General features: G+C 69.8%; 19 protein-coding genes. 12 read left to right on the plus strand and 7 right to left on the minus strand.

Annotation, left to right across the window (positions count from 1 at the left end; translation table 11 throughout):
• Nucleotides 1-55: 55 nt before the first annotated feature.
• From D107_RS0107870 to D107_RS0107880, 3 genes are all read right to left on the minus strand, one after another.
• Nucleotides 56-1363 carry an N-acetylmuramoyl-L-alanine amidase gene (locus tag D107_RS0107870; RefSeq protein ID WP_051074880.1) on the minus strand — a complete coding sequence of 436 codons (1308 nt, stop codon included), beginning with the start codon at nt 1361-1363 and terminating at the stop codon, nt 56-58.
• 214 nt (nt 1364-1577) lie between these two features.
• A complete protein-coding gene (gene tsaE, locus D107_RS0107875) occupies nt 1578-2060 on the minus strand; it encodes a tRNA (adenosine(37)-N6)-threonylcarbamoyltransferase complex ATPase subunit type 1 TsaE (RefSeq protein ID WP_018881195.1) in 483 nt (160 codons plus the stop codon).
• Complete coding sequence (locus D107_RS0107880) at nt 2057-3544, minus strand: bifunctional ADP-dependent NAD(P)H-hydrate dehydratase/NAD(P)H-hydrate epimerase (RefSeq protein ID WP_018881196.1); 1488 nt, start codon at nt 3542-3544, stop codon at nt 2057-2059. Before D107_RS0107880 ends, tsaE begins: the two co-directional genes overlap by 4 nt.
• Between D107_RS0107880 and queG the strand changes: the two genes are divergently transcribed.
• From queG to D107_RS0107895, 3 genes are all read left to right on the plus strand, one after another.
• Nucleotides 3544-4731, plus strand: a complete 1188-nt coding sequence (queG, locus tag D107_RS0107885) for a tRNA epoxyqueuosine(34) reductase QueG (RefSeq protein ID WP_196799925.1) — start codon at nt 3544-3546, stop codon at nt 4729-4731. The genes D107_RS0107880 and queG overlap by 1 nt on opposite strands.
• 121 nt (nt 4732-4852) lie before the next feature.
• On the plus strand, nt 4853-7285 hold the full coding sequence (locus tag D107_RS0107890) for an EAL domain-containing protein (RefSeq protein WP_018881198.1): 2433 nt from the start codon (nt 4853-4855) through the stop codon (nt 7283-7285).
• A gap of 104 nt (nt 7286-7389) precedes the next feature.
• Nucleotides 7390-8181, plus strand: a complete 792-nt coding sequence (locus D107_RS0107895; RefSeq protein WP_018876122.1) for a ferredoxin--NADP reductase — start codon at nt 7390-7392, stop codon at nt 8179-8181.
• Nucleotides 8182-8199: 18 nt separating this feature from the next.
• On the opposite strand, the gene D107_RS0107900 is transcribed toward D107_RS0107895, so the two are convergent.
• Together D107_RS0107900 and D107_RS0107905 are read right to left on the minus strand one after the other, a co-directional pair.
• A complete protein-coding gene (locus D107_RS0107900) occupies nt 8200-8811 on the minus strand; it encodes a DNA-J related domain-containing protein (protein WP_018881199.1) in 612 nt (203 codons plus the stop codon).
• Nucleotides 8808-9215: a YchJ family protein gene (locus D107_RS0107905; RefSeq protein WP_369771501.1), complete on the minus strand. Its 408-nt coding sequence runs from the start codon at nt 9213-9215 to the stop codon at nt 8808-8810. Before D107_RS0107905 ends, D107_RS0107900 begins: the two co-directional genes overlap by 4 nt.
• A 131-nt stretch (nt 9216-9346) precedes the next feature.
• Here D107_RS0107905 and D107_RS0107910 point away from each other — a divergent pair, with 131 nt between their 5' ends.
• Entirely contained in the window at nt 9347-10192 is an 846-nt protein-coding gene (locus D107_RS0107910) for an SDR family oxidoreductase (RefSeq protein WP_018867112.1), read from the plus strand.
• Between the two features lie 964 nt (nt 10193-11156).
• Complete coding sequence (locus D107_RS0107915; RefSeq protein ID WP_018881200.1) at nt 11157-13934, plus strand: valine--tRNA ligase; 2778 nt, start codon at nt 11157-11159, stop codon at nt 13932-13934.
• A 244-nt stretch (nt 13935-14178) separates the two neighbouring features.
• On the opposite strand, the gene D107_RS0107920 is transcribed toward D107_RS0107915, so the two are convergent.
• Complete coding sequence (locus D107_RS0107920; protein WP_018865742.1) at nt 14179-14850, minus strand: YdcF family protein; 672 nt, start codon at nt 14848-14850, stop codon at nt 14179-14181.
• A 10-nt stretch (nt 14851-14860) separates the two neighbouring features.
• Nucleotides 14861-16219 carry an NAD(P)/FAD-dependent oxidoreductase gene (locus D107_RS0107925; RefSeq protein ID WP_018881201.1) on the minus strand — a complete coding sequence of 453 codons (1359 nt, stop codon included), beginning with the start codon at nt 16217-16219 and terminating at the stop codon, nt 14861-14863.
• A 173-nt stretch (nt 16220-16392) separates the two neighbouring features.
• On the opposite strand from D107_RS0107925, the gene D107_RS0107930 reads away from it, so the two are divergent.
• From D107_RS0107930 to D107_RS0107960, 7 genes are read left to right on the plus strand one after another with little or no spacing between them, the layout of a single operon-like run.
• On the plus strand, nt 16393-16665 hold the full coding sequence (locus D107_RS0107930; RefSeq protein WP_026280776.1) for a phosphopantetheine-binding protein: 273 nt from the start codon (nt 16393-16395) through the stop codon (nt 16663-16665).
• Nucleotides 16662-17276 carry a hypothetical protein gene (locus tag D107_RS0107935; RefSeq protein ID WP_018879918.1) on the plus strand — a complete coding sequence of 205 codons (615 nt, stop codon included), beginning with the start codon at nt 16662-16664 and terminating at the stop codon, nt 17274-17276. The genes D107_RS0107930 and D107_RS0107935 overlap by 4 nt, the downstream gene beginning before the upstream one ends.
• 17 nt (nt 17277-17293) lie before the next feature.
• Nucleotides 17294-18622, plus strand: coding sequence for an AMP-binding protein (locus tag D107_RS0107940; RefSeq protein ID WP_018881203.1), 1329 nt, complete (start codon nt 17294-17296; stop codon nt 18620-18622).
• A gap of 14 nt (nt 18623-18636) precedes the next feature.
• A complete protein-coding gene (locus tag D107_RS0107945; protein ID WP_026280777.1) occupies nt 18637-18972 on the plus strand; it encodes a hypothetical protein in 336 nt (111 codons plus the stop codon).
• Nucleotides 18969-19868, plus strand: a complete 900-nt coding sequence (locus D107_RS0107950) for a lipid A biosynthesis acyltransferase (RefSeq protein ID WP_018865748.1) — start codon at nt 18969-18971, stop codon at nt 19866-19868. Before D107_RS0107945 ends, D107_RS0107950 begins: the two co-directional genes overlap by 4 nt.
• Nucleotides 19869-19926: 58 nt before the next feature.
• Entirely contained in the window at nt 19927-20472 is a 546-nt protein-coding gene (locus D107_RS0107955; protein WP_038035260.1) for a LolA-related protein, read from the plus strand.
• A 14-nt stretch (nt 20473-20486) separates the two neighbouring features.
• The gene (locus D107_RS0107960; protein WP_018881205.1) at nt 20487-22871 is read left to right on the plus strand and encodes an MMPL family transporter; all 2385 of its coding nucleotides are present in this window, start codon (nt 20487-20489) and stop codon (nt 22869-22871) included.
• Nucleotides 22872-22909: the final 38 nt, after the last annotated feature.

The raw sequence follows: 22909 nt of genomic DNA on the forward strand, positions 1-22909 counted from the left end.
TAGCCGACGACCAGCCGCTACCCGCAAGACGTGACAGGTTGCCCGGGGAAGGGGCTTACGAATCGCGCGGGATCTGCAGGATCTGCCCGGCGTAGATGCGGTCGTCGCGCACATTGTTGGCGGAGCGCAGGTCCGCCAGTGACAGGCTGTAGCGATCGGCGATCCCGGAGAGGGTCTCGCCGGGGCGGATGATGTGCTGGTCCGGCTGGCCGTCGGCGATCAGGGTACCGGGACGGGCATGGGTGGAGAAATACGAACGCAGGCCGGTCAGCAGGGCATCCGCCAGCGAATTCTGGAAGCTGGCGCTGCGCAGCTTGCGCTCTTCGGAGGGGTTGGAGATGAATGCCGCCTCGACCAGGATCGACGGCACATCCGGCGAGCGCAGCACCGCGAAGTTGGCGCGTTCCACTTCCGGCTTGCGCACCTTGCCCACGCGGTGCAGCTCCGCAATCATCCGCTCGGCCAGGGTGTTGCTGGCCTCCAGGCTGCCGCTCTGGGCCAGGTCCAGCAGGACATTGGCCAGGGAATCGTCCTTGCCGTTGATCGGCACGCCGCCCAGGCTCAGGTCCGCCTGGTTCTCGCGCTGGGCGAGGAAGCGCGCCGCCTCGCTGGAGGCCCCGCGCTCGGACAGCATGTACACCGAGGAACCCTGCACGCTGCGATTGGCGATGGCATCGGCGTGGATGGAGACGAAGACGTCCGCGTCTGCCTTGCGCGCCCGCTCGATGCGTTCGCGCAGGGGCAGGAAGTAGTCGCCGCTGCGGATCATCACCGCCTGCATGCCGCGCTCGTTGTCTACGCGCTCGGCAAGGCGCTTGGAGATCTGCAGCACCACATCCTTCTCGCGGGTGCCGGCCGGGCCGATCGCGCCCGGGTCGTGCCCGCCATGGCCGGCGTCGATGGCCACCACGACATCGCGCAGGTTCTCCTGTGAGCGCCCGCGGCGGGAGGCCCCGTTGTTCTCGGCCGCACGCGGGGCCGCGGGGGCATCCCCGGCCGTCAGGTCCAGCACCAGGCGGTGCGGGGCCCCCTGCGCCGGCATCAGCACGAAGCTGCGCGGCTCCACCGGCTTGCGCAGGTCGAAGACCACGCGCAGGTCGGAGCCGTTGCGCGCGGCATGGCGTACCGCCTTGATCGCCGAGCGCGGGTTGTCGCTGACCGCCAGATCCTCCACCGCCCGCGCGTTTTCGAGGTCCACCACCAGGCGGTCGGGGGACTGCAGGCGGAACATGGAGTACTCGGCCTCGCCATCCATGTCGAACACCAGGCGCGTGGTGTCGCCATCCACCGACATGCGGACCCGCTGCACGCCGGTACGGGCCAGGGCGGGCAACGGCATCCCGACCAGCCCCAGGGCAGTCATGGCGCGCAGCAGCTGGCGGCGGCGCAGATCCGGCAATGTTGGTTGGCCCACGGCGATTCCCTTTGTAATCAGGGGTTCTGACTACATTGTGGACGCTTTTTCTGGAAAAGCAATAGCGGTTTTCGTTCTTTATGAGCGAGATATCGCTCATTTTGCGCGTGGAGGGCCAACTCTGGAGCCCGCTCCCCCTGGGTGCGATCTCTCAACAGGCGGTTTACGAGGCAACGCCCTGGTCGCGCAGGGCCTGGCGATAGGCCTCGGCGAGCGGGCCCTCCAGGCGGAGTTCGCGCCCTTCCTCCCCGGCCGTGCGGTGCGCCAGACGCACGACCAGATCCGGCGCCGGCAGCCAGCCGGCACCGCGTTCCGGCCACTCCACCAGCCACAGGCCCTCGCCCCCGAAGGCCTCGCGCACGCCCAGGTATTCCAGTTCCTCGGGGTCGCCCAGGCGGTAAAGATCGAAGTGCAGGACCTCGCGATCCGCCAGCCGGTACGGCTCCACCAGGGTGTAGGTAGGGCTGCGCACGGCACCCGCATGCCCCAGCCGGTGCAGCAGTCCGCGTACCCAGGTGGTCTTGCCCGCGCCAAGATCCCCCTCGAGAAACACGATGTTCGGGTGATCCAGCGCCGCCAGGGCCGCCCCGGCCGCCTCGGTGGCCTCCAGGTGCGGCAGTACCAGCGGGTCGGATGCCGCGCTCATTGCCCACCCCCGGCGGCGGCCGGCAGGGCATCGGCCAGGTCCCCGGCCAGCATGCCGCGGGCCCCGCCCAGACGATCGCGCGCCACCCGGGCGGCGGCACAGTGCCAGGCCGCCCCGGTCTCGGCCGCGCCGCGCGCATCCGCGCCCTGCGCCCGCAGCGCCGCGATGATGCCGGTCAGGACATCGCCACTGCCGGCGGTGGCCATACCCGGATGCCCCCCGGTCACGCAGGCCAGCGGCCCGGCATCCGAGGCGGCCGCCACCAGCGTGCCGGCCCCTTTCAGCAGCACCACGCCGCCCAGGCGTTCGGCCAGGGCCCGGACCTGCCCCGGCCGATCGGCCTCGATCGCCGCGCGGTCCGTCCCCTGCAGGCGGGCCGCCTCGCCCGGGTGCGGCGTCAGCACCCAGTCCGCGGCCCGACGCGGCGCCTCGGCCAGGAGGTTCAGGGCATCGGCATCCACCACCCGGGGCATCTCGGCATCGGCCACGGCCAGCCACAGGCCCCGGCCCCAGGCGTCCAGCCCCAGCCCCGGACCCACGGCGACCACATCGACCCGGCGCATCAGCGCCTGCAGTTCGCCCGCATCGCGGACGCCCTGCACCATCAGTTCGGGGCGCTCCAGATTGGCCCAGGCCGCGTGTTCCGGGTGAGTGGCCAGGGTCACTCGCCCGGCGCCGGCGCGCAATGCCGCGGTCGCGGTCAGCCGGGCCGCGCCGGAATACCCCGGCGCGCCGCCCACGACCAGCACATGCCCGCAATCCCCCTTGTGCGCCCCCGGGCGTCGGGGTGGCAGCCCCCGGGACCAGTCCGAGGGGCCGACACGGCGCGCCACCGGGGCCACGCCGTCGAAGATCGCAGGGGGCAGGTCCAGCGGCGCGACCTCCACGGCGCCGACCACGTCCACCGCGGGGCCCGTATGCAGCCCCAGCTTGTCCGCGATCATGGTGAGGGTGCGCTCGGCCCGCACCGCGCGTCCCAGCACCCGGCCGCTGTCGATGTCCACGCCCGAGGGCGCATCGGCCGCCAGGATCGGGGCGCCGTTCGTGTTCAGCCGCTCGATCAGTTCGCCGTAGGCATCCGTCAGCGGGCGCTCCAGGCCGATCCCGAACAGGCAGTCCACCCAGACCTCCGCGGCCGCCGGGTCGAACGATTCCAGCGTGTGGACTTCGCCCCCACCATCACGCCAGCGGGCGTGGGCACGGCGGCCATCGGAATCGGGGCGGGCCCGCGACGGCCCGCCATGGACCCGGACCTGCAGCCCCGCCTCGGCCGCCAGCCGGGCCAGGACGTAGCCATCGCCCCCGTTGTTGCCGGGCCCGCAGACAATGCCGATACGACGGGCCTGCGGCCAGTGACGGCGCAGGGTGTCCAGCAGGGCCTGGCCGGCCCGCTCCATCAGCTCGCCCGGCGCCATCCCGGGCAGGGCCAAACCGGCGGCATCCAGGGCGCGCATGCCCGCGTTGTCGAACAGTGCGCTGGTCAATGCTTGTGGGTCGGGTTCATGATTCACGCCATTACCTCCGTCGCGGAAGCCAAATCGTGCCTCAGCGCCTCGATCCACGCCAATGCACCGAACTGGCCGAACGTATCCGTACGTGGGGCGGCGAGTTGGGCTTTCAGGCCGTGCGCATCGCCCCCGCCGAGGTCCCCGCGGAGGATCGCCGGCACCTGGATGAATGGCTCGCGCAGGGTTCGCACGGCGAGATGGGCTGGATGGCCGAGCGGGCGGCCCTGCGCCACGCCCCGGATGCCCTGGTCCCGGGCGTACAGCGCATCATCAGTGTCCGCATGGACTACTTCCCGCCGGCCAGCCGGCGTCCGGCCATCCAGCTGGCCGGGCAGGACCGCGCATATATCTCCCGCTACGCCCTGGGACGCGACTATCACAAGCTGCTGCGCAAGCGCCTGACCACTCTCGCACACCGCATCGAGGCCGAGGCGGGCCCGTTTGGCTATCGCGCCTTCACCGACAGTGCCCCGATCCTCGAGAAGGCCCTGGCCGCCCGGGCCGGGCTCGGCTGGATCGGCAAGAACACCAATCTGCTCGCGCGCGAGAGCGGTTCCTGGTTCTTTCTCGGGGAGCTGTTCACCGACCTGCCGCTGCCGGTGGACGAGCCGGCGGGCGAGCACTGCGGCCAGTGCACCGCCTGCCTGGAGGTCTGTCCCACGCAGGCCTTCCGCGGCCCGTATGACCTGGACGCCCGGCGCTGCATCTCCTACCTGACCATCGAGCTGAAGGGTTCCATCCCCGAGGATCTGCGCCCGTTGATCGGCAACCGCATCTACGGCTGCGACGACTGCCAGCTGGTCTGTCCGTGGAACCGCTTTGCCGAGGTCTCGGCGGAACCCGACTTCATCGCCCGCCACGGTCTCGACAGCGCCAGCCTGGTCGAGCTGTTCGCCTGGGACGAGGCGACCTTTCTCGCCCGCACCGAGGGCATGGCGATCCGCCGCATCGGCCATCCGCAGTGGCTGCGCAATCTCGCGGTGGCCCTGGGCAACGGCCCGGCAACCCCGGAGGCGGAGGCCGCCCTCGCCGCCCGTGCGGACCACCCGTCGGAACTCGTGCGCGAACACGTGGCCTGGGCCCGGGAACAGCTGCGCGCGCGCCGCGGCGCGGTGCCCCCGTCGCCGGAGACCCTGTCCCGGCTGACCCGCGCACCCCGGTAGCCGAGTACTCCGGTAGTCCGCTCGGCGCAGGTTGCCAGCATCGGCGCGACCGGCGACACTCGGGGGCCAAACGCAGCGTCCCCCCGGGCCCCGCCCACCACGAAAGGCTCCGTTCCACGCCATGCCCGACCACCCGGACACCACGCGCTACCAGCGGATCTTCGAACAGGCGCCCGAGGCCCATCTGGTCCTGGACCGGCGCGGCGGGATCGTCGCGGGCAACCAGGCCGCCTGCGAGCTGCTGGGCTACACCCGGGCCGAACTGACCGGCGGCGTGCACATCACCGACCTGGACCTGCAGGCCACCCAGGACGATGTGGACGCCGCCCATTCGGACCCGGACAACCGCCTTCCCACCCACTTCGAGAGCCGCTACCGGCGGCGCGACGGCAGCGAGTTCCCGGCCGAGGTCCACATCAATGCGATCCGCACCGACGGCGAGATCGAGGTCTTCACGACCTTCCGCGACATCACTCGCGAACGTCAGTCGGAACAGAACCTCCGGCGCCTCGAGACCCAGCTCGGGGCGACCGTACGGCATGCCCCGCTGATCCTGTTCGCGCTGGACGCCGACGGCCGATTCACCCTCTCGGAGGGGGCCGGCCTGCACGCCCTGGGCCTGAGCCCCGGCGAGGTCGTCGGTCGCGACTTCCGCGAGGTCTATGCCGATCACCCCGACACCCTCGCGGCCGCCGAGCGGGCCCTGGCGGGCGAGGCCTTCCAGTTCGAGGACTCGGTCAACGGGACCCACCTGAGCGTTTCCTGGATCCCGCTGAAAGACAGCGACGGCGTACTCGGCGTCGCCTGGGACATCACCTCGCTGCGCGCCGCCGAGGCGGCTACCGGGGCCGAGCGCGACCGCCTGCTGACCACCCTGCAGTCAATCAGCGACGGCGTCATCACCACCGATACCGCCGGACGCCTGACCTACCTCAATCCCGCGGCCCAGGTCCTTCTGGGGGTCGACGCGACCGCCGCCCAGGGCCAGCGCGTGGACGAACTGCTGGATCTCGAGGACACCCGCACCGGGGCGAGCGTGCACCACCCGGTGGAACAGTGCCTGAAGCTCGGCGCGAGTACGGAGTCGCCCGAGCGCATCCTGCACCGGGCCGACGGCGCGATCCGCGTGGTGCGCATGCTGGCGTCTCCCTTGCAGCGACCGGACCGGGCCTCCCAGGGCGTCGTGATCGTGCTCCACGACCACACCGAACTGTGGCAGATGACCCAGCAGCTCAATCATCAGGCGAGCCACGACGACCTGACCGGCCTGTGCAACCGGCGCGAATTCGAGCGACGTCTGGAGGAGGCCCTGCGCACCCTGCAGGGGGACCAGACCCCGCACGTGGTGTTCTACATGGACCTCGACCAGTTCAAGATCATCAACGACACCTGCGGGCACCAGGCCGGCGACGAGCTCCTGCGCGAGCTGTCCGAACGCCTGCTGCACCTGATCCGCGAGAACGACACCCTGGCCCGCCTCGGCGGCGACGAGTTTGGCCTGCTGCTGTGTCACTGTCCGCTGGAGCGCGCGGAGGCGATCGCCCAGCGAATACTGGAGACCGTCCAGGCCCTGCGCTTCCAGTGGGAGGGCCGGCGCTTCGATGTCAGGGTCAGCATCGGCCTGGTCCCGGTCGGCGGCCCAGAACAGACCCTGCCCGAGGTCCTCAGCCAGGCGGATTCCGCCTGCTATGCCGCCAAGGAGAATGGCCGCAACCGGATCTACGTCTGGCAGCCCACCGACCAGGCCCTGCGCCGGCGGCGCGGGGAGATGGAATGGGTTGGCCGCATCCGCGCGGCGCTGGACGAAGGGCGCTTCGAGTTGTTCGGCCAGGCGGTGCATCCGCTGGGGCCCACCGATCCGGACCTGGCCCATGTCGAGGTGCTGATGCGCCTGCGCGACGAGGAGGACCGGTTGATCCCGCCGGGCACCTTCATCCCCGCCGCCGAGCGCTATCACCTGATGCCGGACATCGACCGCCACGTAATCGACAGCGCCTTCGCGATGCTGTCGCGGCATCGCGCGGCGCACGCTGACGGCCCCCGCTGCGACCCGACCGTCGCGATCAACCTCTCGGGCCAGTCGCTGGCCCAGGAGAGCATGCTCGAGTTCGTCACGGAGCGCCTGCAGCACTACGCGATCCCGCCTCAGTGCATCATCTTCGAGATCACCGAGACCGCGGCGATCAGCCACCACGAGCGGGCCCAGAGCCTGATCCGCACCCTGCGCTACATGGGCTGCCGCTTCTCCCTGGACGACTTCGGCAGCGGGCTGTCGTCCTTCGGCTACCTGAAAAACCTGCCGGTGGACTTCATCAAGATCGACGGCAGCTTCGTGCGCGACATCGCCCACAACGCGGTGGACTCGGCCATGGTCACGGCCATCCACCGTGTCGGCCACGTCCTCGGTCTGCGCACCATCGCCGAATGCGTGGAGTCCGAGGCCACCATGGAACGCCTGCGCGAGATCGGCCTGGACTTCGTGCAGGGCTTCTACCTGTCGCAACCCACGCCCCTGGAGCAGCACCTGGAACCCGCGGACAACGCCAGCCACTGACCCCTTATTTCTGAGTGTTTTCCTTGGTTTTTGCCGGCGCTTTCGCGGCCGCGGCCGCGACTTGCTAGCGTATCGACAAACCAGAAACGGAAAGCCACGCACCCATGCCGTACTCGGAAGAACGCATTACCTCCACGCACCGCTGGTCGGACAAGACCTTCAGCTTCACCACCACGCGACCGGAGGGGCTGGAGTTCAAGAACGGGCAGTTCGTGACCCTGGGCCTGCGCCCCGAGGGCAAGTTGATCCCGCGTGCCTACTCGATCGTCTCCGAGCCCGAGGCCGAGGAACTGGAGTTCCTGAGCATCCATGTGCCGGATGGCGCGCTGACCAGTCGCCTGGCCGAGGCCGGCCCGGGCGACTCGATCTGGATCAACACCAAGGTCACCGGCTCGCTCACCTTCGACTACGTGCAGCCAGGCCGCACCCTGTACATGCTGGCCACCGGCACCGGTCTGGCCCCGTTCATCTCGCTGATCCGCAGCCCGGAGCTGTTCGAACACTTCGAGAACGCGGTGCTGGTGCACAGCGTGCGCACGGTGGAAGAACTGGCCTACCGCCAGGAGATCGAGTCGCGCATCAGCGACCGCCTGCGCTACGTGCCCACCGTGACCCGCGAAAACCACGACTTCGCCTGCCCGATCGCGCAGCAGCCGTACGACAACAACCAGCGCGGGGCCGACATGTTCCGCTCCGGCGAACTGAGCCGTATCCTCGACCTGCCCCCGGCCGATCCGGAGCAGGACCGCGTGATGCTGTGCGGCAACCCGGCCATGAACCGCGAGATGAGCGAATGGCTCACCGAGCACGGCTGGACCCAGACCAACTACAAGGGCGTCGGGACCTTCACCGTCGAGCAGGCCTTCGTGACCACCATGTCCGACTCGGACGACTGAGTCCGCGACGGGCGGCGCTCAGGCCCCCGCCAGCAGGATCCAGCGCGCCTCGTTTATCCGCTGCAGGGTTGCCGTGTCGCCCCCGCGATCCGGGTGGTGGCGCTGCGCCATCCGGCGGTACTGATGGCGGACCGTGTCGGCGTCCACGGGATCGGCCAGCTCCAGCACCGCCAGCGCCTGGTCGCGCCGCTCATCCCGCCCCATGCGGGCCCAGAACTCGCCCAGAAGCGCCTCCACCGCGGCCGCATCCATCCGCTCCAGCTGGGTCAGGTCCAGATAGTAGGCACGCAGCGGATCGTGTTGCGCCGGCAGGCCCGCCGCCCCCGGTCGTGACCCGCCCTCCGCCGGTTCGATCCCGATATCCAGACAGTGGATGCGCACCCACTCGCCTTGCGGCAGCAACCCGTCGCGCAGCCGGTACAGGCAGTGAAACAGCAGGAAGTGAGTCTGGAACAGGCTCAACGGTTCGCGCAGCCGCGCGGCGGCAAAAGGTGCCACCCCCGCGTCGCGCAACTGCGCGATCAGGGCATGCTCGGTCAGCCCGGACGGCCGCGCCCGCAGGCACTCCAGTACCGGTTCCAGCAGCGCCGCCGCCACCGGCGCCCCGGTCGTCTCATCCGCCTCGATCATGCGCCCGGAAACTCGCCGTCGACATACACCCAGCGCCCATCCTCGCGGCGAAAGCGGCTGCGTTCGTGCAGGCGCACCCCCTGGCCACGCACCCGCGAGCGGGCAACGAACTCGACCCAGCCCTCCCGGTCCTCCGGCCCCCCGGCCCCGGTCGCGCGGATCGTCAGCCCCAGCCAGCGCTGGTCCGGCTCCAGCATCAGGGATTCCGGTCGCGTCTCCGGGGCCCAGGTGGCCAGAAGATAGTCCTCGCGCCCCTCCACGAAGGCGGCATAGCGCGAACGCATCAGCGCCTCCGCCGTTGGGGCCGCGGCCGCACCGTCCAGAAACGCCCCGCAGCAGGCCGGCCGGTCCCGCCCGGACCCACAGGCGCATGTACCCCCCTTCCTGCGGCTGGCCTTGCCCAAGCGATACCCCCCTCATCGAAGTCCCCGCCAGCATGCCCGAGCCATCGCCCGGGGTCGAACCCTCACATTGGGGCTGGTCTTTCACCTGTGGAAACGTTAGGTTGCGAAAGCACCCAAGGGAACGCTGATTCATGGCCAACATCCTGATCATGGGCTGCGGCGATCTCGGCTGCGGCGTCGGAGAACAGCTCGCCGCGGCCGGCCACACGGTCTGGGGCCTGCGCCGCCAGCCGGAGCGCATCCCGGAACCGATCCAGCCGCTGGCCGGCGACTTCGCCCGCGCGGACGCGCTGCCGCCGCTGCCCCCGGCGCTGGACACCGTCTATTTCATCGCCACCCCGGGCGAGTTCACCGAGGCCGCGTACCGCCGCGCCTATATCGACGGCCTGCGCAACACCCTGACCGCGCTGGAGCAGGCCCGCCAGCAACCGCGCCGCGTCGTGTTCGTCTCCAGCACCTCGGTCTTTGGCGCCGACGACGGGCGCTGGGTGGACGAAACCACCCCGGCCGAGCCCACCCGCTTCTCCGGGCGCTGCCTGCTGGAGGCCGAGCAGTTGCTGGCCGACAGTCCGTTGGCCGGCGTGGTCGTGCGCTTTGGCGGCATCTATGGTCCGGGGCGCGAGTACCACCTGCGCAAGGTTCGCGAGGGCGTGCGTGGCCAGCACGAAGCACCGGTCTGGACCAACCGCATCCACCGTGAGGACTGCGTGGGCCTGCTGACCCACCTGTTTCATCTGGACAACCCCGAGCCGCTTTATCTGGGCGTCGATGACGAACCGGCCCTTCGCCACGAGCTGCTCGGCTGGCTGGCGCAGGAGATGGAGCTCGATCCGCCGGGGACGCCGCCGATGCCGGCCGGCGAGGTCTGCGGCAAGCGCTGCCGCAACGAGCGGCTGCATGCCAGCGGGTATCGCCTGCGCTATCCCGACTACCGCACCGGCTATCGCGCCCTGCTCGACCAGATCGCCACCACCTGAGCCAAGCCCTCACGCCTTGCAGGCTGAGCCCCGTCGTCCCTTGATGTTTAGTGCTTCGTCTGGCCGCCTGCCCTGTTGTGGCTAGGCCTGGTTCGTCCTCTGGTGTTTACGGTGGCTTCGGTCCACGTACTGCCGTGCGCTGACTCGCCAGCGCGCCGCGAGGTACTTCTTTGCTCGTGCAAAGAAGTACCCAAGAAACACGCCCGACTGCCGCGACCCCGGCCCGCTGTGCGGGCCGGGGTTTCCCTCGCTCCGAGGCTTTTCGCGGGCGGCGCTGAACTCGCTACGCTGCGCTTCGCTCAGACATCCAGCGCCTCTGATCCCGCGAAAACCCTCTCCACTCGGCGCGACGACAACGGGGAGGCAGGTCAAAACAACGGCGGTCCCGACGGTCTAGCCAGTGGATAAAGGCTGGGTCTTCGCACATCTTGGGCACGCTCGGCCTTCGGCCATAGCGTGCCGCGCCCGCATGCGGGCGCCGGGGGGCTGTCGGACGGCTAGGCCGTTGTTGTGTCGTGGGGTCGGAGTGCCTTCTGTCTTGACCTTCCTCCCCCGTATGGAGCCCCTCGCGGAGGGCGTGATGGTCCGGCCCGTTTTCCATAAATTCGGGGCGCTGGATGTCTGAGCGAAGCCGAAGGCGCAGCGAGTTCAGCGCCGCCGGCCCGAGGGCCCTGGAGCAAGGTTCCCAGGCGGAATCCGGGTGCCCTTCTTTGGGTACTTTCTTCGGCAAGCAAGAAAGCCAGTTGTTGATCAAAAACGGGCGCGGCGCGCTGGCGAGTCAGCGCACGGCAGTACGTGGACCGAAGCCACCGTAAACACCAGAGGACGAACCAGGCCTAGCCACAACAGGGCAGGCGGCCAGACATAACCAACGTAAAGACGATAGCGGACAGCGGGCGATGAGCGCGCCGCGCCGTTATAATGCGCGGCTTTCGCCCATTCCGACCCGAGCGCGCCCGCGATCATGGACAAGAGCTTCGACCCCAAGAGCATCGAGCAGACCCAGTACGAACGCTGGGAGGCCGCGAACATCTTCGCGCCGCCGGAGTCGGGCGAGGCCGGCTACTGCATCCTGCTGCCGCCGCCGAACGTGACCGGCACGCTGCACATGGGGCACGCGTTCCAGCACACGCTGATGGACACCCTGATCCGCTACCGGCGCATGCACGGCGACCGCACCCTGTGGCAGGGCGGCACCGACCACGCCGGGATCGCCACCCAGATGGTGGTCGAGCGCCAGCTCGCCGCCGACGGCAAGAGCCGTCACGACCTCGGGCGCGAGCAGTTCCTCGAGGCCGTCTGGGACTGGAAGGGCCAGTCCGGCGGCACCATCACCCGCCAGATGCGCCGGCTGGGCGACTCGGTGGACTGGTCGCGCGAGCGCTTCACCATGGACGACGGGCTCTCCGCGGCGGTGCGCGAGGTCTTCGTGCGCCTGCATGAAGAGGGCCTGATCTACCGCGGCAAGCGCCTGGTCAACTGGGACCCGGTGCTACACACCGCGCTGTCCGACCTGGAGGTGCTGTCGGAGGAGGAAAGCGGCCACCTGTGGCACTTCCGCTACCCGCTGGCGGACGGCTCGGGCCACCTGACCGTCGCGACCACGCGCCCCGAGACCATGCTGGGCGATACCGCCGTGGCCGTACACCCGGAGGACGAGCGCTACCAGCACCTGATCGGCCAGACCATCCGCCTGCCGCTGGTCGGGCGCGAGATCCCGATCATCGCCGACGACTACGTCGAGGCCGAGTTCGGCTCCGGCTGCGTAAAGATCACCCCGGCGCACGACTTCAACGACTATGCGATGGGTCAGCGCCACGACCTGCCGGTCATCAACATCCTGACCATCGACGCCTGCCTGAACGAAAACGTGCCGGAGGCCTACCAGGGCCTGGACCGCTATGAGGCCCGCAAGCAGGTGGTCGCGGATCTCGAGGCCGAAGGCCTGCTGGAGAAGATCGACGATCACAAGCTGATGGTCCCGCGCGGCGACCGCTCCGGCACCGTGGTCGAGCCCTACCTGACCGACCAGTGGTATGTGAAGGCCGGCCCGCTGGCCGACCCCGCGATCAAGGCGGTGGAGGACGGCCGCATCCGCTTCGTGCCGGAGAACTGGTCGAAGACCTACTTCGAGTGGATGCGCAACATCGAGGACTGGTGCATCTCGCGCCAGATCTGGTGGGGCCACCGCATCCCGGCCTGGTACGACAGCGATGGCAATGTCTTTGTGGGCCGTTCCGAGGACGAGGTACGCGAGAAGCACGGCCTGGCGGCCGATGTGGTGCTGACCCAGGACGAGGACGTGCTCGACACCTGGTTCTCCTCCGCGCTGTGGCCGTTCTCCACCCTCGGCTGGCCGGAGCAGACGCCGGAGCTGCGCGACTTCTACCCGACCAGCGTGCTGGTTACCGGCTTCGACATAATCTTCTTCTGGGTCGCCCGCATGATCATGATGGGCGAGCACTTCATGGGGGATGTGCCGTTCCGCGAGGTCTACGTCACCGGCCTGATCCGCGATTCGGAAGGCCAGAAGATGTCCAAGTCCAAGGGCAACGTGATCGACCCGATCGACCTGATCGACGGCATCAGCGCCGACGACCTGGTGGCCAAGCGCACCCAGGGCCTGATGCAGCCGCAGATGGCGAAGAAGATCGAGAAGACCACTCGCAAGGCCTTCCCCGACGGCTTCCCCGCGTTCGGAACCGATGCTCTGCGCTTCACCCTGGCGGCACTGGCCACCACCGGGCGCGACATCAAGTTCGACCTTGGTCGCATCGAGGGCTACCGCAACTTCTGCAACAAGCTGTGGAACGCCTCGCGCTTCGTGCTGATGAACGTCGAGGGCCACGACTGCTCGGCCGCGGACGACACGGCGGAGCACCGCACCCTGGCCGATCGCTGGATCCTCGACCGCCTGGCCGAAACCGCCGCGACCGCCACGCAACAGTTCGATGCCTACCGCTTCGACCTCGCCGCGCAGACGCTCTACGAGTTCACCTGGCACGACTACTGCGACTGGTACCTGGAGCTGACCAAGCCGGTCCTGAACGACGACGCCACACCGGATGCGGTCAAGCGCGCCACGCGCAATACGCTGGTCACCGTGCTCGAGGCCCTGCTGCGCCTGCTGCACCCGGTGATGCCGTTCATCACCGAGGCGATCTGGACCAGTGTGAAGCCACACGCCGGGATCGGCGACGACGTCGAGTTCCTGGTGCAGTGCCGCTGGCCGGCGCAGGACGGCTTCCCGCGTGATGCCACCGCCACCGCCGAGCTCGACTGGGTCAAGGACTTCATCACCGGGCTGCGCCGCATCCGCGCGGAGATGGACATCGCTCCGGGCAAGCCGCTGCCCGTGCTGGTGAAGAACTGGACCGACGCCGACCAGGAACGCTACACCCGCCACCGCGGCCTTCTGGAATTCCTGGCCAAGCCGGAAAGCGTCACCTGGCTGGACGCCGCCGACGAGGCCCCGGAGTCCGCGATGGCCCTGGTCGACGACATGCAGCTGCTGATCCCGCTGGCCGGGCTGATCGACAAGGATGCCGAGCTGGCACGCCTGGACAAGGAGATCGGCAAACTCGACAAGAACCTCGAGCAGAGCGAAAAGCGCCTTGCCAACGCGAGCTTCGTCGACCGCGCCCCGGCCGACGTGGTGCAAAAAGAACGCGACCGCGTCGCCGAGATGAACGCCACCCGCGACCAGCTCGCCGCCCAGCGCGAACGCATCCGCGCGATGTAAGGGCCTGTATTCACCACGAAGCACACGAAGGCACGAAGAAGGTCAAGGGCGAAGGGCGTTTAACAGGAAGTCGGGAAGACCGGAAGAACGAACAGGGACTAAAGGCGCTGTCCAGATGCCACCGCCTTGGGCGCAGCCCGCTGCACAGCTAGGCCAACCACCGTAAACCCTTCCCGTCTTCCCATCTTCCTGTAGATGTTTTTCCGGTTTTCTTCGTGCCTTCGTGCGCTTCGTGGTGAACAACTCAGCTAATGCGTTCGAGCATGCCGCGGTGGCGGATGAGGCGGGCAAAGCCGCGGCCCACGTGGTACCAGTGCAGCATCCAGGCCTCCCGTGCCAGCCGGGCCGCGGACACCCGCGAGCCCAGCTCGGCCGGACAGGGGCAGATGCGCAACCCCATGCCACGCGCCATCGCCGCCGACCGGGCGAGATGGAAGCGGCTGGTAATCAGCACCAGCGGCGCGTCGTCATGCGGCTCCCGCGCCAGCAGGTCACGCGCGTTGCGCAGGTTCTCCAGGGTGTGCCGGGAGGCATCCTCCGTCTGGATACGCTCGGCCGCAATGCCGTGGCGGCGCAGAAATGCGGCGCCCGCGGCGGCCTCGGTCGGGCCCTGCGGGGACGTCTGCCCGCCCAGCACGAGGATCCGGGCCTCGGGGTTGCGCCGCGCCAGCCGCACCGCGCGCAACAGGCGCAGACGGTACCCCGGACCTGGCGCCCCGGCCTCCAGTTGCTGCCCCAGCACGAGGATGCACCGGCCCCTTCCGGGGCAGCGAAGCTGTCGTGACCAGCGCAGGGCATGGGTCCACAGCAGCAGCCAGGAGAGGCCGCCGGTTGCCAGGATGATCAGGTTCGACAGCGCGAAGGTCGCCAGGCCATCCGCGCCGATGCGCCCCAGTCCGACCCGTGCCGCACCCACGCGAGTCCGCTCAGGCCTCGTCTTCGGGGGTCGTGCCGCCGGTGAAACGCAGCCGCGCGTTGCGCCGGCGCCGCGCCCAGAAGTGCAGGGCCCGCGGCAGATTCAGCGCTATCTGGGTGTAGTACACGGCCTTGAAGGCGCGCAGCGACCACTGCACGCGGGTGTTGCGGTAGACATCGCCGGCCAGCAGGGAGATCACCGCCTGCTCCATGCCCAGGGTGTTGCGCGGCCCCATGAACAGCTTGCGCATCACCGGGCTGTTGAAGCGGTAGATCAGCCAGGAGAAGCGGCGTACGCCCCGGCGAACGTCGCGCTCGAACGCCCGCAGGTAGCGCCCGGCGCGCGCCGGACGCGCGAGGCAGCGGTCCACCGCGTCCGCGGCGCGGAAGCCCCCCGACATCGCGATATAGACCCCGCTGGAGAACACCGGGTCGACAAAGGTAAAGGCATCGCCCACCAGCAGGTAGCCCGGCCCGTGGGCCTGACGCGAGCGGTAGGAGAAATTGCCGGTGGCATTCACCGGACCGGCCAGTTCCGCGCCCTGCATGCGCTCGAACGCCGGGGGACACAGCTTCAGCGTCTCCCACAGGAACGCCTCCGGCTTGGTCCTGCGCGTCTTCAGGTATTCCGGAAAGCACACCGCGCCCACGCTCATCGCACCGTCACGCAGCGGGATCATCCAGATCCAGCCATGCTGGAACCAGTAGATACTGATGTTGCCGGCATCTCTTCCGGGACGCCGCGGCACATTATTGAAGTGGCCGAAGATGGCCGCGCTGTTGTGCTCCGCGTTGCGCGTCTTCAGATCGAGGCGGCGCGCCAGGAAGGTATCGCGCCCGGAGGCATCGACCACGAAGTCGGCCTCGAACTCCAGCGTGTTCCCGGCCGCGTCGCGCGCGGTCACCTGCTGGGTCCCGCCGTTCGCCGGGTCGGCCAGGGCCACATCCGAGACCGTCACCTCCTCCAGCACCCGGACCCCCAGGCGCGCGCTGTTCTCCAGCAGCAGGTGATCGAACTCCGAACGCCGCACCTCGTAGGCCGAGGCGGGGGTATCTTCGTTCAGGGCACGTTCGAAGTAGTAGGTGCGCGGCGCATCGGGCGCCTCGGGGATGGTGAATTCGGCCCCGTGCTTGGGGATGCCGAGGGTCGCGACCGCGTCGGCAATCCCCAGCTCCTCGAACAGCGGCATGTTCATCGGCAGCAGGGATTCGCCGATGTGGAAACGCGGATGCCGGGCCTTCTCCAGCAGCACCACGTCGCGACCCTTCTGCGCCAGCCGGGAGGCAACGGTGGAACCGGCCGGACCGCCGCCAATGACCAGTACCTGACAGCGACCGTCCGTTCCCGCGTTCTCTACCGCTTGTTTCAAATGCTGTCTCCACTGGCCATCCGGGCGCCCAAAACGGCGACCCGAACCGGTCGCGAGGGTACCACGACCCCCAAGGTGTGGGTATCATCGGCGCCCAGCAGGGTGACCGCCACGCGAAGTGGAAGTTCGCGGGCGGTCACAAAACCGCACATCACGACACCCCGGGGGAACACGTGGCATCGCAAACAGCGTTCGAACAGGAAGTCGCCCAACTGATCGTCGACACTCTCAATCTGGAGGACGTGACGGCGGGGGAGATCGAGCCGGAAGACGCCCTGTTCCGCGACGGGCTGGGTCTGGACTCCATCGACGCCCTGGAACTGGCCCTGGCGATCTCGCGCGCCTACGGCGTCCAGATCCGTTCCGACGACGAGAACAACCGCCAGATCTTTGCATCCCTGCGCGCCCTGAGCGCCCACATCGAGGCGAACCGAGCCGCGTCGTGAACACCCCCCTCGCCGCCAGCGTGGCCCTGTGCTATCCGGTCGCGGTCGTGCTCGGCGTGGCCTTCGAGGTCCCCTTGCTGCCGCTGGCGATCCTGGCCGTGCTGATCCTGGTGGCGAGCTGGGGGGCCCTGGGGCCCGCCGGGCGGGCCGCGCTGGTCCTGGCGCAGGCCGCCACCGTCGCCCTGTTACTGACCCTTGGCGCCGGAACCTGGCTGCTGTACACCATCCCGGTCCTGATCATGGGGCTGCTGGCGTGGCTGTTCGCGCGCTCGCTGCGCCCCGGCTCCACGCCGCTGATCACCCGCTACGCCCTGGCCATGGGCGCCTCCGACACCCCCGCGGTGCATCGCTACACGCGCAATCTGACCATCGCCTGGGCGCTGCTGTGCGGTGTCCTCGCCCTGGTCTCCGCCTGGCTGGCGCTGTTCGCCTCCGCAACGACCTGGGCGCTGTTCGCCAACGGAATCAACTACCTGCTGCTGGCCAGCCTGTTCCTGCTGGAGTACCCGCTGCGCCTCTGGCTGCTGCGCGACGAGCCGCGCAGCGGTTTCCTGGCCTACCTGATCGAGCTCGCGCGGGTCGATCACCACCGGATGCTGAGGCACCCGTGACGGACCCGACAACGGACATGCGGCCGCTGATCGCCGAAGCCCCGGAACCGCTGGCCCGGATCGGGGATCGCCGGGTCTCGCGCGCGGCGTTCCTCGCCGACGTGCAGGCACTGGCCGCGCAACTGCCGCCGGCCCGCGCGGCCTTCAATCTGTGCCAGGACCGCTACCACTTCGCGGTCGCCTTTGCCGCGATCCTGCTGCGGGGTCAGACCAACCTGCTGCCGCCCAACCGCGGCCGCACGACCCTGGCCGAGATCGCCGGCCAGTATCCGGATGCCATCGCCCTGGTGGACGGCCCGGACGCCGAGATCGCCATCCCGGTCCTGCGCGTCGCCGCCCGCGGCGAGGCGGGCGAGGCCGTGGGCCCCGTGCCCGCGATCCCTGGCGAGCAGACCGCCGTCCTGGCGTTCTCCTCCGGCAGTACTGGCACGCCCACGGCGCACGCCCGCAGCTGGACGGCCCTGCATGCGGTCACCGCCCAGGCCCTGGAGGCCCTCGACCTGGCGGGCAACCCCGGCCCCACCCTGGTCGGCACGGTACCGCCACAGCATATGTACGGCCTGGAATCGACCGTGCTGTGTGCCCTGCTGGGGCACACCACGCTGCTGGCCGGGCGCCCGTTCTACCCCGAGGACGTGCGCACGGCGCTGGCCGACAGCGCCCCGGCGGTGCTGGTGACCACGCCCTTCCACCTGAAGGCCTGCCTGCGCGCCGGCCTCGAATGGCCGTCACCGACCCGCATCCTCTGCGCCACTGCGCCGCTGTCCCCGGATACCGCCGCTCAGGCCGAGCGGGTCTTCGGCTGCCCCCTCGACGAGATCTACGGCTGCACCGAGGCGGGGGCCATCGCCACGCGCCGCACGACCCGCGAGTCCGCCTGGACCACCTATCCCGGGGTGGAGATCCATCCCGGAGACACTGGGCGCGCGTGGGTCCAGGGCCCGCAGCACCCTGTTCCGGTGCCGCTCCCGGACCATATCGAGGTGCAGGACACGGGCCTTTTCCGCATGGAAGGCCGTCTCGCCGATCAACTGAATATCGCCGGCAAGCGCGCCTCGCTGGCCGATCTGAACCGGCGCCTGAATGCCATCCCCGGGGTGCTCGACGGCGTCTTCATCCCGCCGGATCCCGAGTCGGACACGCACGGCGTCACCCGCCTGGCGGCCCTGGTGGTCGCACCGGAATGCAGCGAGGCCGAGATCCAGGCGGCACTGGCCGACTGCCTGGACCCGCTGTTCCTGCCGCGCCCACTGGTGCGGGTCGACCACCTGCCGCGCTCGGCCACCGGCAAGCTGCCGCGTCAGGTCCTGCTGGACCTGCTCGCCCACCACGGCCAGTGCGCCTGACGGCGCGCCGCCCCATGCAACCGACGGCCGTCCAGTCCACCATCCGCCGCATCGGGGCCGAGCACCCGTCCCTGCCCGGGCATTTCCCCGGCCACCCGGTGGTCCCCGGCGTGGTAATCCTCGATCAGGTGGCAGCGGTCGCGCGGGCCCACGGTCTCGGACCGGTCGCGGCCCTCCCGCAGGTCAAGTTCCTCGCGCCGCTGACACCGGAGGCCGCGTTTCGCATCGAGATCGACCCGCCCGGTCGTGGCGGGCGACAGGGGTTTCGCGTCGTGGCCGCCGAGGGCGAGCCACCGGTCACCTTCTGTTCCGGCCAGCTGGTCACGCTCCACGACACCCCGGACCCATGAGCCGCGCCTGGTTCCAGCAGGCGGAACGGGGCTCGCCGCTGGCCCTGCGCATCATCCTGTGGGTGGCCCTCAATCTCGGGCGCCGGGCCAGCCGCGCGCTGCTGTACCCGATTACCGCGTATTTCCTGCTGTTCGCGCCGCAGTCGCGGCGGCACAGTCGCAATTACCTGCGCCGGGCGCTGCAGCGCGAGCCGCGGCTGGCGGACCTGGCGCGCCACCTGCACAGCTTCGCCGCGGTGATCCTCGACCGGGTCTTCCTGCTCGCCGGGCAGGATGCCTGCCTCGATATCCGGGTCCACAACCGCGAGACCTTCCTCGAACACGTGGACAGCGGCCGCGGCGCGATCCTGCTGGGCGCGCACCTCGGCAGCTTCGAGGCCCTGCGCGCCCTGGCGGTGGGCAAGTACGACTTCCCGGTGCGGGTCCTGATGTACAGCGACCACAACCAGAGCATCACCCAGGTCCTGGAGGCGCTGAATCCCGAGGTGGCCGCATCGGTAATACCGCTGGGCCGCACCGAGACCCTGATCCAGGCCCGCGAGTGCCTGGACCGCGGAGAGCTGATCGCCACTCTGGGCGACCGCGTCGCCGAGAGCGACAAGATGGTCGCCTGCGACTTCCTCGGCGACACCGCGCTGTTCCCGCAGGGACCGCTTCTGCTGGCCGCGGTACTCAAGGTCCCGGTGATCCTGTGCTTCGGGCTCTATCGCGGCGGCAACCGCTACGATATCGTCTTCGAACCCTTCGCCGAGACCCTCGACGCCCCGCGCGGGCAGCGTGACGAGATCCTGGCCCAGTGGGTACAGCGCTATGCCGACCGCCTCGCGGCGCGGGTACGCGAGGCCCCCTACAACTGGTTCAATTTCTATGACTTCTGGGACGATGCATCCAAATAGGCGAGGCCACGGCCTTGGCCCGCGTATCCGCCAGTCCGGCATCACGCTGATCCTGGCCTTGGGTCTTCTCGCCCCTGTATCGGCCTTGGCCAACGACACCCTCGGCGCATTGCTGGAAGCCCTGACCACCGAGCGGGAAGCGACCCTCGCGTTCGAGGAGCGCCGCGACGATCCGATGCTGGAATTCCCGGAGACACGTTCGGGCTCGCTTGCCTTCGAGCCCCCCGATACCCTTACCCGCCAGGTCGACGGCCCGCGTGGCGAGACCGTGCACATCGAGGGCGACACCCTCACCCTGGAACGGCGTGGCTCCAGCCGCGAGATCGACCTGAACGAACAGCCCGCCCTGGCCACCCTGACCGGCCTGTTCCGCGCCCTGCTGAACGGCGACCGCGAGCAACTGGAGGCCGATTTCGAGATCGAGCTGACGGGCGACATGGAGGCCTGGACCCTGGAGCTCGTCCCACGGGACCGCGCCCTGCGCCGCATGGTCCCCGAACTGACCCTGACCGGCGCCGGCGACGAACTACGCGAACTGATCACGGTCGAGTCCGGCGGACACCAAAGCCACATGCGCTTCGAGCCGCCACAGTACGCGGACTAGGGAAACACTGATTGATGTGCCCGTCCCGCATCGCCCTGGGCCTGTGGCTGGCCGCGCTCACGCTGGCCACGCTCACGCTGGCCCTGCGCGGCGAACTGGTTACCGACCTGCAGGGCTTTGCCCCGGACCCGGTCAGCGCCGACGGCATCGTGCTGGATCCCGGGGCCGGCCCGGCCGGACGTATGTTGCTGCTGGCGATCGCCGGGGGCGAGGCACGCGATCGGGCCGCGGCCAGCGATGCCCTGGTCGCCGCTCTGGAGGATGTCCCGGACGTGGCGGGCGTCCACAACGGCCGCCTGGACCCCGACGACCCGGCCCTGGAATTCCTGATCGAACATCGCTACCTGCTGAGCCCGCGAATCCATGCCGATGCCTTCAGCCAGGATGCCCTGCGCGAACACCTGCAGGCGCGCCGCGATGACCTCTCCAGCGCCGTCCCGGAGCTGCCCCGGGAACTGATCCCGCGCGACCCCACCGCCGAGACCCGCGTCGTTCTGGAGCAGCTCGCCGCCACCGGCAGCCGGGCGACGACCGGGCCGGACGGGGTCTGGGTAACCCCCGATCGTGAACGGGCGCTGCTGGTCCTGCGCAGCGCCGCCGATGGCATGGACCTGGACGCCCAGGCAGCCCTGATCGACCGCACGCGCGCCGCCTTCGCCGACCTCGACCCGCCCGAGCTGCGCCTGCAGATTGCCGGTCCCGCGGTCATCGCGGTGGAATCGCGGGCCACCATCCGTGGCGAGGTCACCTGGATCACCACCGGCGCCAGTATCGCCCTGGCCCTCCTGCTGCTGGCGGTGTTCCGCCACCCGCATCCGGTCTGGCTGGCGGCCGTGCCACTGGCGAGCGGTATCCTCATCGCGGCGGCGGTGGTCACCGCGGTCTTCGGGCACCTGCACGGGATCGCGCTGGCCTTCGGCATCACCGTACTGGGGATCGCCCTGGACTACCCCTTGCACCTGTTCGCCCACGCCCAGCGGCAGGACAGCCCGCACCCCGGGGACGCACGCCTGGCGCAGGCCGCGCGCGAACTGGGGCCCGTGATCGCCCTGGGCGCCGGCAGCACCGTGCTGGTATTTGCCCTGATGGCCCTGACCGGCTTCTCCGGCATGGCACAGCTGGGGCTCTTCGTGCTGACCGGTGTGGCCGTGGCCGCCGTGACCACCCGCTGGGTCCTGCCGGTCCTGGTTCCCGCCCGGTTGCAGCGCGAGGGCCTGCCGGCCCTGCGCCTGCCGCTGCCGGCCGCACTCGCCCGGCCCCCGGCCCTCGCTCGCTGGGGCGTGGCCCTGCTGGCCCTGGCCGCGGTCGCCGTGGTGGCGAGCGCCGACCCCTTTCCCTGGGAAGACCGCCTGTCCGCGCTGCACCCGGTGCCGGAGGAGCAGGTCGCGCTGGATCAGGACCTGCGTGGCGCACTCGGACTACCGGACGTCCGCCACGCCCTGCTGATCACCGCCGACTCCGCGGAGCAGGCCCTGCGCGCCAGCGAGGCCCTGGGCCCGGGGCTGGACGCCCTGCGCGCATCCGGGCTCGTGGACGGCTTCGGCCACCCCGCCGAGGTACTGCCAAGCCGGCAGCGCCAGCAACAACGCCAGGCCGCGCTGCCGCACCCCGATGACCTGCGCGAACGCCTGGCAGCGGCGAGCGCGGATCTCGGGTTCCGCGAGGGGGCCTTCGCACCCTTTGTGGAGGACATCTCGGCGGCTCGCGAGCAGGCACTTCTGGCCCCGGAGACCCTGCCGGACGGCCCCCTGCGCAACGCGCTCGACCCCCTGCTTCAGCCACACGAGGAGGGCCAGGGCTGGACCGCCTGGGTCCGCCTGCAAGGGGTCCGGGATGACGAGGCCCTGGCGCGCTGGGCCGCAGACATCCCGCGGGCCGACCTGTCGGAACGGGAGGGGACCGGCGCAGGCGTGCACCACATCGATTTCTTCCGGGCCTCCGAGGAACTGGTCATCGGCTTCCGCGACGAGGCCCTGCAGCGCCTGGCGCTGGGTCTTGTGGCCGTCGCGCTCCTGCTGCTGGTCGCCACTCGGGCCCCGGGGCGCAGCCTGCGCATCCTGACGGCCGTCGGCACCGGCTTGCTGCTGACCCTGGCCGCGCTGATCCTGCTGGGCGTCCGGCTGTCGCTGTTCCACCTGATCGCGCTGCTGCTGATCGCCGGGCTGTGTCTGGACTACGCGGTGTTCTTCAGCCGCCCCCTGCGGGATGCCGCGGCGCGCCTGCGCAACCTGCGCTCGGTCGGCGTCTGCGCGCTGTCGACCCTGGTGGTGTTCGGGCTGCTGGCCCTTTCCAGCCTTCCGGTCCTGCAGGCCCTGGGCCTCACCGTGGTGCTGGGCGTGGTATTTTCCTTCCTCGCGGCGGCCCTGCTGGCGCCCGAGGTCAACCCAGGAAAACACTGATCCAGGCGATGCCGCCTGACACCCATCCACCCGGAATC

The sequence above is a fragment of the Thioalkalivibrio sp. ALE30 genome (genome assembly GCF_000377465.1).
GTDB lineage: Bacteria > Pseudomonadota > Gammaproteobacteria > Ectothiorhodospirales > Ectothiorhodospiraceae > Thioalkalivibrio.

Excerpts from the sequence above, each read along its gene's own strand:
- D107_RS0107910 (WP_018867112.1), top strand. The coding sequence starts at position 9,347 with ATGGCCAACATCCTGATCATGGGCTGCGGCGATCTCGGCTGCGGCGTC.
- D107_RS0107950 (WP_018865748.1), top strand. The coding sequence starts at position 18,969 with ATGAGCCGCGCCTGGTTCCAGCAGGCGGAACGGGGCTCGCCGCTGGCC.
- D107_RS0107870 (WP_051074880.1), bottom strand. The coding sequence starts at position 1,363 with ATGACTGCCCTGGGGCTGGTCGGGATGCCGTTGCCCGCCCTGGCCCGT.
- D107_RS0107900 (WP_018881199.1), bottom strand. The coding sequence starts at position 8,811 with ATGATCGAGGCGGATGAGACGACCGGGGCGCCGGTGGCGGCGGCGCTG.
- D107_RS0107915 (WP_018881200.1), top strand. The coding sequence starts at position 11,157 with ATGGACAAGAGCTTCGACCCCAAGAGCATCGAGCAGACCCAGTACGAA.
- D107_RS0107895 (WP_018876122.1), top strand. The coding sequence starts at position 7,390 with ATGCCGTACTCGGAAGAACGCATTACCTCCACGCACCGCTGGTCGGAC.
- D107_RS0107960 (WP_018881205.1), top strand. The coding sequence starts at position 20,487 with ATGTGCCCGTCCCGCATCGCCCTGGGCCTGTGGCTGGCCGCGCTCACG.
- D107_RS0107940 (WP_018881203.1), top strand. The coding sequence starts at position 17,294 with ATGCGGCCGCTGATCGCCGAAGCCCCGGAACCGCTGGCCCGGATCGGG.
- D107_RS0107945 (WP_026280777.1), top strand. The coding sequence starts at position 18,637 with ATGCAACCGACGGCCGTCCAGTCCACCATCCGCCGCATCGGGGCCGAG.
- queG (WP_196799925.1), top strand. The coding sequence starts at position 3,544 with ATGCTTGTGGGTCGGGTTCATGATTCACGCCATTACCTCCGTCGCGGA.
- D107_RS0107890 (WP_018881198.1), top strand. The coding sequence starts at position 4,853 with ATGCCCGACCACCCGGACACCACGCGCTACCAGCGGATCTTCGAACAG.
- tsaE (WP_018881195.1), bottom strand. The coding sequence starts at position 2,060 with ATGAGCGCGGCATCCGACCCGCTGGTACTGCCGCACCTGGAGGCCACC.